Annotated in this window: 6 protein-coding genes and 1 pseudogene; 1 reads left to right on the top strand and 6 read right to left on the bottom strand. The window is 75.5% G+C overall.

Features of this window, described 5'->3' with window-relative positions:
* Positions 1 to 705, bottom strand: a 705-nt coding sequence (locus L1885_RS20390; protein WP_235798605.1) for a PHP domain-containing protein, incomplete at its 3' end; no start/stop codon positions are given.
* A gap of 232 nt (positions 706 to 937) precedes the next feature.
* On the opposite strand from L1885_RS20390, the gene L1885_RS20385 reads away from it, so the two are divergent.
* The gene (locus L1885_RS20385; RefSeq protein ID WP_235798604.1) at positions 938 to 1981 is read left to right on the top strand and encodes a DUF3533 domain-containing protein; all 1044 of its coding nucleotides are present in this window, start codon (positions 938 to 940) and stop codon (positions 1979 to 1981) included.
* Between the two features lie 59 nt (positions 1982 to 2040).
* Here the strand turns inward: L1885_RS20385 and L1885_RS20380 are convergent, their stop codons facing one another.
* The 5 genes and pseudogenes from L1885_RS20380 to L1885_RS20360 form a co-directional block, all read right to left on the bottom strand.
* Positions 2041 to 2502, bottom strand: a complete 462-nt coding sequence (locus tag L1885_RS20380) for a lamin tail domain-containing protein (RefSeq protein WP_235798603.1) — start codon at positions 2500 to 2502, stop codon at positions 2041 to 2043.
* Positions 2503 to 2705: 203 nt separating this feature from the next.
* A complete protein-coding gene (lepB, locus tag L1885_RS20375) occupies positions 2706 to 3341 on the bottom strand; it encodes a signal peptidase I (RefSeq protein ID WP_235798602.1) in 636 nt (211 codons plus the stop codon).
* A 215-nt stretch (positions 3342 to 3556) separates the two neighbouring features.
* Positions 3557 to 4339, bottom strand: a complete 783-nt coding sequence (locus tag L1885_RS20370; protein ID WP_235798601.1) for a hypothetical protein — start codon at positions 4337 to 4339, stop codon at positions 3557 to 3559.
* 167 nt (positions 4340 to 4506) lie between these two features.
* A complete protein-coding gene (locus L1885_RS20365; protein ID WP_235798600.1) occupies positions 4507 to 5607 on the bottom strand; it encodes a S1 family peptidase in 1101 nt (366 codons plus the stop codon).
* Between the two features lie 598 nt (positions 5608 to 6205).
* A pseudogene (locus L1885_RS20360) lies at positions 6206 to 7065 on the bottom strand (DUF5685 family protein); the annotation flags it as partial.

Here is a 7065-nt window from a genome sequence, read left to right as displayed (position 1 = left end):
GCCGAGGGTGCGGGCGGCGTGGCGCAGCGAGCCGGGCCCGGTCCCGGTGCGGCCGTGGTGCACGACCTCGAGCCGCAGGCCGTCGCCGTACGCCTCCCGCCAGGGCACGAGCAGCCGGGCGGCGAGGTCGGGGCGGCCGGCGGCGAGGGCGCGGCCGACCTCGGAGTCGGGGCCGAGCAGGACGACGAGCCCGTCGCCGTGGTTGTCGTCCCAGTCGAGCAGCGGAGCGCCGGTGTCCGAGGCGTGCGCGGTGGACACGAGCCGGCACAGGTCCGCCCAGCCCGCCGCGCCGTCGCGGGCGAGGAAGACGGCGCGGGGCGCGGACTCGTCGACGAAGGCCCCGCCGCGCGCCGGAACCGCCGGGCGGATGGAGGGAGCGGTGCGCCGGGTGGAGGGAGCAGAGGCCCGGGTGGAGGGGGTAGAGGGGGTGGAGGGAGCCGGACGTGGGGCCGCGCCCGCGGGGCCACGCGTCCCGTCCTGCGGTGCGGCCGGCCGCACCGCGAGGTCCGCGCCGAACAGCGGGCGCACCCCCTGCGCCGCGCACGCCTTGGCGAACCTGACGGCGCCCGCGAGGGAGTCGCGGTCGGTCAGGGCGAGCGCGTCCAGGCCACGCTCCGCGGCCCGCTCGGCGAGCGCCGCCGGGTGGGACGCGCCGTAGCGCGGGGAGAAGCCCGAGGCGGTGTGCAAGTGCGTGAACGTCGGCACACCCACCTCCTGAACCTCCCGGACACCGCCCCCACCGGTACCACCATAACCAGTTTCGAACGCTCGTGCGAACGATGTCGGAGGGCCCCGCCGGGACGGGCCCCGACCGCCCCTCGGGCGCCGGCGGGGGAAGGCCCGCGCGCCCGCGCCGGGGCCCGCCCCCGCCCTCCGCGGCCATCCGTTCAGCCCCTCCCACCTGGGCCTGCGGGCCGCCCGGGCGGACGGTGGAGCCATGGCTTTCGTGGACGAGGTCAAGACGGCCGTCACACCTCGGGCGGCGCTGCTGGTATTCGGCGTGCTGGTGCTGCAACTGCTGTTCATCACGTCGTACGTCGGGGCGCTGCACCACCCGAAGCCCACCGACGTGAAGGTGGCGGTGGTGGCGCCCGGCGGCACGGCGCGGCAGGTGGCCTCGGGGCTGCGCGACCTGCCCGGCGGCCCGCTGTCGCCCCGGGTCCTGCCCGACGAGTCGACGGCGCGGCGCCAGATGCTGAACCGGGACGTCGACGCGGCACTGATCGTCGACCCGCACGCGGCGACGGACACCCTGCTGATCGCTTCCGGGCAGGGGACGACCGAGACCAGCGCACTGCTGAACATCTTCGGTCAGATCGAACAGCAGCAGCAGCGCACCCTGAAGCCCGAGGACGTCGCGCCCTCGTCCGTCCAGGACGCCGACGGCCTCTCGTCCTTCTACCTGGTCGTCGGCTGGTGCGTGGGCGGCTACCTGTGCGCCGCGATCCTCGCGATCAGTGCCGGAGCCCGCCCCGCCAACCGCGCGCGGGCGGTGATCCGGCTCGCGACGACCGCCCTCTACGCGATCGCCGGAGGCATCCTCGGCGCCGTGATCACCGGCCCGATCCTCGGCGCCCTGCCGGGCAGCGTCTGGGCGCTGTGGGGGCTCGGCGCGCTCACGGTCTTCGCGGTGGGCGCCACCACGCTGGCGCTCCAGACGGTCTTCGGGGTGGTCGGCATCGGGATCGCGATCCTGCTGGTCGTGATCGGCGGCAACCCGAGCGCGGGCGGCGCGTTCCCGCTGCCGCTGCTGCCGGACTTCTGGCGCGCGATCGGACCGGCGCTCCCGGTCGGCGCGGGCACCTGGGTGGCACGCTCGATCGCGTACTTCCGCGGGAACGCGGTGGCCGCCCCGCTCCTGGTGCTGTCCGCGTGGGCGGTGGGCGGCACCCTCGTGACCCTGGTGGTGGCGAGCCTGCGCCGCCGGCCCGGCGCGGCGACGGCCGGGCCCTCCCGGCCGGCGCCCGCCGCCCCGGACTGACGGCGGGCGGCGGGACACCTCCGGGCGACCCCGTACGAAACGCGCGGGGTGCGCCCCGGTCAGCACATCTTGTAGTCGACCCTGGTCGAGTTGTAGGAGCAGGTGTCCACCTTCGCGCCGGTGGACTTCTTCAGCGTCGCCGTGTCCTTGTCGTTGTTCCACACGTAGGCGGCCCGGCCCTGGTAGCGGTTGGCCGTGGTGTTCGTGCCCTTGCCGGTGTGGACGGTCACCGTCTTGCCCTTGGCGAGCGTGTAGGTGCCGAACGTGTACGTGTGCCGCGACGCGTCGGTCAGCGTCCAGCCTTTGAGGCTGACCGACTTCGACGTGGTGTTGCGGATCTGCACGTACTCCGCGTTGAGGCTGGTGTTCGAGCCGCGGTCCGTGCCGGGGCTGTCGTAGTAGATCTTGTACAGATGCACGGAACCGGTGGCGGCCTGCGCCTGCGCCGGCAGCAGCGCCACCCCCGCCGCCACCGCCACGGTGGCCGCACCGGCGGCCGACAGAGTACGGATACGGAACATTCGGAACCCCCCACGGGTATTCCGGGCGCCTCGAACGCACCCGGCGGAAAAGCAGATTAAGTGCACATCAGGCTTCTCCGGATCCCGGTTACAGAATCAGGACATTCGCAGCGCGGCCGCCCACGGGAGGCAACCGGAAGCGGCAGGCCCCGGCCGCCCTCCGCCCCCTCGGCGCCGGCCGCGCCGCCCCGAGCCCCCCGAGGTCACCACGGCACCGGCGCGGGCGTTCCGGCCCGGCGCCGGCCGCGCATCACGTAGCCGGCGATCAGGCAGCCCACGCCGCCGGCCAGGACCAGGGCGCCCGACAGCAGCGAACCGAGAGCCAGCAGCAGCGGGACGCGCTGGTTCTCGACCGCCCGCCCGCGCACGGCCGAGACCGGCACCGTGCCGGAACGGTCCGAGAGGAAGAAGCGGGAGTCGAGGGAGTCGGCACGGTGGTCGCCGAGGAGGAACAGCCGCCCCGCGGGAACGGTGACGGCGTACGGAGGACTGCCCGCGCCCGCGTCCCCGTGCAGGACGTACGGCTCGCGCAGGGGCCGCCCGTTGAGGGTGAGCCCGCGCCTGTCGCCCGCGACGCGGTCGCCGCCGACGCCTATCACCCGCTGGATCACGGGCTCTCCCCGGTAGCGCCCCGGCACCTGGATCAGCACGACGTCACCCCGGTGCGGCCGGCCCACCGGGCCCTTCGTGAACAGGACGGTCCGGCCCGGCGGACGACCGGGCTCCATCGACGCCCCGCCCGGGATGACCGCGCGGTAGTGCGTCCGCACGCCGAAGAACCCCCCGGCCGCGACGAGCACCCCCACGCCTGCCAGCACCCATCCCGCGACACGCAGCACGCGGCCTCTTGACACCCTGCAACTCCGTTCCCCCGCACGGGACTCGCGCCGCACCGCGGACGCGGACACCGGCAGCACAGGATGCCATGATCACGGACCTGGACGAGACATCGCGCCGACCCCCTCCCAGGGGCCCGCGCGGTGGTCCGCGAAGGAGTGCGCGAAACGGGCCCCGGCGGCGTCCGGACCGCCGCCCCGGGACGAGGACACGAGGCTCAGGACGGGGCGCCCCGGCGCCCGGGAGCCCTCCCGGCCCGCTCCCGCGCCGCCCGTACGTCCTCGATCCAGCGCCGCAGCGCGGCGCGGCCGCCCCACAGGACACCCAGCAGCGGGAGGCCGCCCCAGCCGATCAGGGCGAGCGGCGTCACGAGGGCGAAGCCGCCGGTGGCGGAGTAGTCGTGGCCGGACATGGAGCGGACGTCGATCGTGCGGCCCGTCTCGTTGCCGGGAGGCTTCACGCGGGCGCCCGGATCGACGGCGCGCCCGTCGCCGGAGTGGTAGACGCCGGAGCAGACCCAGGAGGACGCGTCCGAACTGCCCTCGTCGTGGCAGGAGGTGACCTTCATCGTTCCCGCGGTCCCGGCCCAGCCCGCCGCGTACACCAGCTTCTGCACCCCGACGCCGAACAGCCCCAGGAACAGCAGCACCAGGACGGCCACCCCCACCCCTCTGCCCAGCAGGCGGCGCAGGCCGGGAGGCCGGGCCCCTCCTCCCCTGCGGCGCGCCACGGTCTTCGCGGACCCGGCCTGCTTCCCCGGCGTGCCGGGGCGGCGGCCGTTCGCGGACCCGGCCCTCTTGCCGCCGCCGGCGGCCCCGGCCGGCTTCCGCGCCTTCGCCGGCCGCCCGCCGTTCGCGGACTTCCCCCGCTGTGCCGGGTCCCTGGGATTCCCCGGCTTCGCGAGCCTCACGGGCTCCCCCGCCTCCGCGCGGGCGCGGGGGACGGCGCGGTCCGGCGCGCGCTCCGGGCCGCCGGACGGCTGCTTCGCGGTTCTCGCCACGGGGCGCCTCCGTCGCTGGCCGCCGACCGGGCGGCCGGGAGGTGGGTGGTGACCCCATCCTGATCGCGCCGCGGGTGCCTGGCAACTCCCGCGAAGGGGCCGGCCCGGGAGCGCACAGCTCCCCGACCGGCCCCGCGGGCGCGGTGCGTTCCCGCGCCGGACCCGCGTCAGCCGATCTCGGCGCCGAAGGCGGACAGCGCCGCCGGGACGGGCTGGAAGAAGGTCTCCCCGCCGGAGGTGCAGTCACCGCTGCCGCCCGAGGTGAGGCCGACCGCCGTGCTGCCCGAGAACAGCGACCCGCCGCTGTCGCCCGGCTCGGCGCAGACGTCGGTCTGGATCAGCCCGTTGACGACGTCGCCGTTGCCGTAGTTGACCGTGGCGTCCAGGCCGGTCACCGTGCCGTCGTGGACGTGCGAGGTGGATCCGCTGCGCGTCACGTTCATGCCGACAGTCGCCGCGCCCGCGCCGGTGATCTTCTGCGTGGTGCCGTCGTACAGGTCGACCTCGCTCGGGTGCGCGGTGCCGGAGGACGCGTACTTCACGAGGCCGTAGTCGTGGCCGGGGAAGTCGGAGCCCGCGTTCGAGCCGAGCTCGTTGCCCTGGGCGTCCGTCCAGTCGGAGATGGCCTGCGTGCAGTGACCCGCCGTCAGGAAGTAGGGCTGGCCCTCCTTGACCACGTTGAAGCCGAGCGAGCAGCGGCCGCCCGAGCCCTCGATGGCGTCGCCGCCCGCGATGAACGGCTTGAACTGCCCGGCGGATCGTTTCAGCTGAGCCTTGCCGCCGAGGTCCTTCACCGCGCCGGTCAGTTTGGCGAGGGCGTCTCCCCTGACCGTGCGGTCGGCCGTGACGACCACCTTGTTCGTGACCGGGTCGATGGCCCAGGACGTACCGCCCACCGAGGACGCGGTGCCGGACAGGGTCTTCGTCGCGGCGCGCAGCTCGCTCAGCGAGTGCGCGACGACCTTCGCCCGGCCGCCGGCGCGGCGCACGGTGTCCGCCGCGTCGCCGTTGAGCACGTTGACCACGAGCGACTTCGTCTTCGCGTCGTAGTACGAGCCCGCCGCGTCGTCGGAGCCGAGGTCCTTGACGAGTGACGAGGAGAGTTTTCCGGCCGCCATCGGGGTCAGGACCCTGACCGTGGGCCCCGGTGCCGGCTCGCTCGCATTCGCAGTCTGAAACGTTATGCCCGCCACCGCCAGGGCTATGACGGCGCCTCCCGCGACCGCCGCGCGCTTTCGGGACATGCGCCGGTGCTGACCGTTTTTCATGAACGGGCCTCCTGTGGGGGACCGTACCGGTGCATGTGGGGTGCCCCGGCACGGAGGATGTGGCCGACCACTATGGCGAAACCCGCGAGTAGCACACAACCCCTGGTCCGGGACTCGCCTGTGGAACGGACCACACCGGACCGCGGCCCCCACATGCAGCGGAAGCCTCCAGACCGGTTCCGGTTCGCGAACGTCGCGGACGGTGAGAGGCGGCACGCCGGGACCCGGCGGCGGAGTTCCGAAAACCGCCTCTTCCTGAGCGTGCGCCCGCGGGCGGCCCCGGGCACCGGCCCTCCGCGCACCGGGCGGCCGGGTGCTTCCGCTTCACGAGGCGTGCGGGAGGCCGCCGGGCGCATTCCTCCCCCGCCGGGTCCCTGATTTTTTTCCGTACGGGTCCGGCCCCGACCCCGTCCGCGCCTCTTTCGAAGCGGGCCGACGCCTCGCTCCCGGGCAGGGCGCGCCGCCGCCCGTTCCGAGGCCGTCGGCCGCCTCCCGGCACGGAGTGCCCGGCGCCGGGAGCGCCCGCCGCCGCGCGAGCCGCGCGCGTCCTTCGACGCTCCGGCGGCGCGGTGCCGGCAGGCGCGGGCAGCGTCCGCCCTCAGCAGCCGCAATCGCAGTCGCAGCCGTCACATCCGTCGCAACCATCGCAACAAGAACAGCACTGGAGGCAGTCGCCGCAGCCCTGACAGCCGTCGCAGCAGTCGTCGCAGCCCCCGTCCCGGCAGACACCCTCCTGCCGCTGCCCCGACCAGGGCCCCTCGTACTCCTTCGCGCAGCAGGTCCGGCACGTGCAGCACAGGCCGGTGGCCACCGCGCACCCCGCCAGGAGCCCCCGCTTGCGCGGCGGGCGCGGCTTCCCGGGCCCCTCGGGGTCCTTCGGCGGCAGCGGGCGGTCGGGCACCCACGGGACGTCCGGCTCCCCCGGCGCCCCGGGGCCGCCGGGAGCGCGCGGATCCTGCGGCGCCCTCGGTCCGGCCGGCCCCCCGGCGCGGACGGCGCCGGCCGGGCCCCCCGCGCCCTTCGCGGGCGCGCCGTCCGCCGGCGGCGCACCGTGCGCGCAACCCGCCGCGCCGAAGGCCCGGTCCACCGCCACGCGCGTCTCGTGCACCAGCAGCACGTGTGCGAGGCGCCCGTCCTCGAAGTCCACGTCCCGCAGGGCGAGCCGGATGCCGCGCACCGCGTCGTCGGCCAGGCGGCGTGCCTCCCCGCGGGAGGTGCCGGTGGCGGTGAGCGGGTTCCAGGCGCCCGCCGCGTCGTCGCGGGCCTGGTCCTCGACGGCGTCCAGGAGATGGGCCAGGCGCCCGAAGAGCCGGCCCGCCTCGGCGAGCGGCTCCCGGTTGGCCGGGCGGCCGGCGAGCACCGCGGTGGTCGCCCTCGGGCCAGGCGCAGCCGGGGCAGTCGAAGCCGTTCTTCTGGTTGACCTTGAGGAGCGTGCGCGCGGTGCGGACCGAGCCCATC

Origin of the sequence: Streptomyces fuscigenes (assembly GCF_021556455.1) — a bacterium.
Lineage (GTDB): Bacteria > Actinomycetota > Actinomycetes > Streptomycetales > Streptomycetaceae > Streptomyces > Streptomyces fuscigenes.
Note: the sequence above shows the minus strand (reverse complement) of the source record. Positions and strands in the feature narration are given on the sequence as shown.

Bases quoted from the DNA above. Each gene is read 5' to 3' on its own strand.
- L1885_RS20385 (WP_235798604.1), top strand. From the start codon at position 938: ATGGCTTTCGTGGACGAGGTCAAGACGGCCGTCACACCTCGGGCGGCG.
- L1885_RS20380 (WP_235798603.1), bottom strand. From the start codon at position 2,502: ATGTTCCGTATCCGTACTCTGTCGGCCGCCGGTGCGGCCACCGTGGCG.
- L1885_RS20365 (WP_235798600.1), bottom strand. From the start codon at position 5,607: ATGAAAAACGGTCAGCACCGGCGCATGTCCCGAAAGCGCGCGGCGGTC.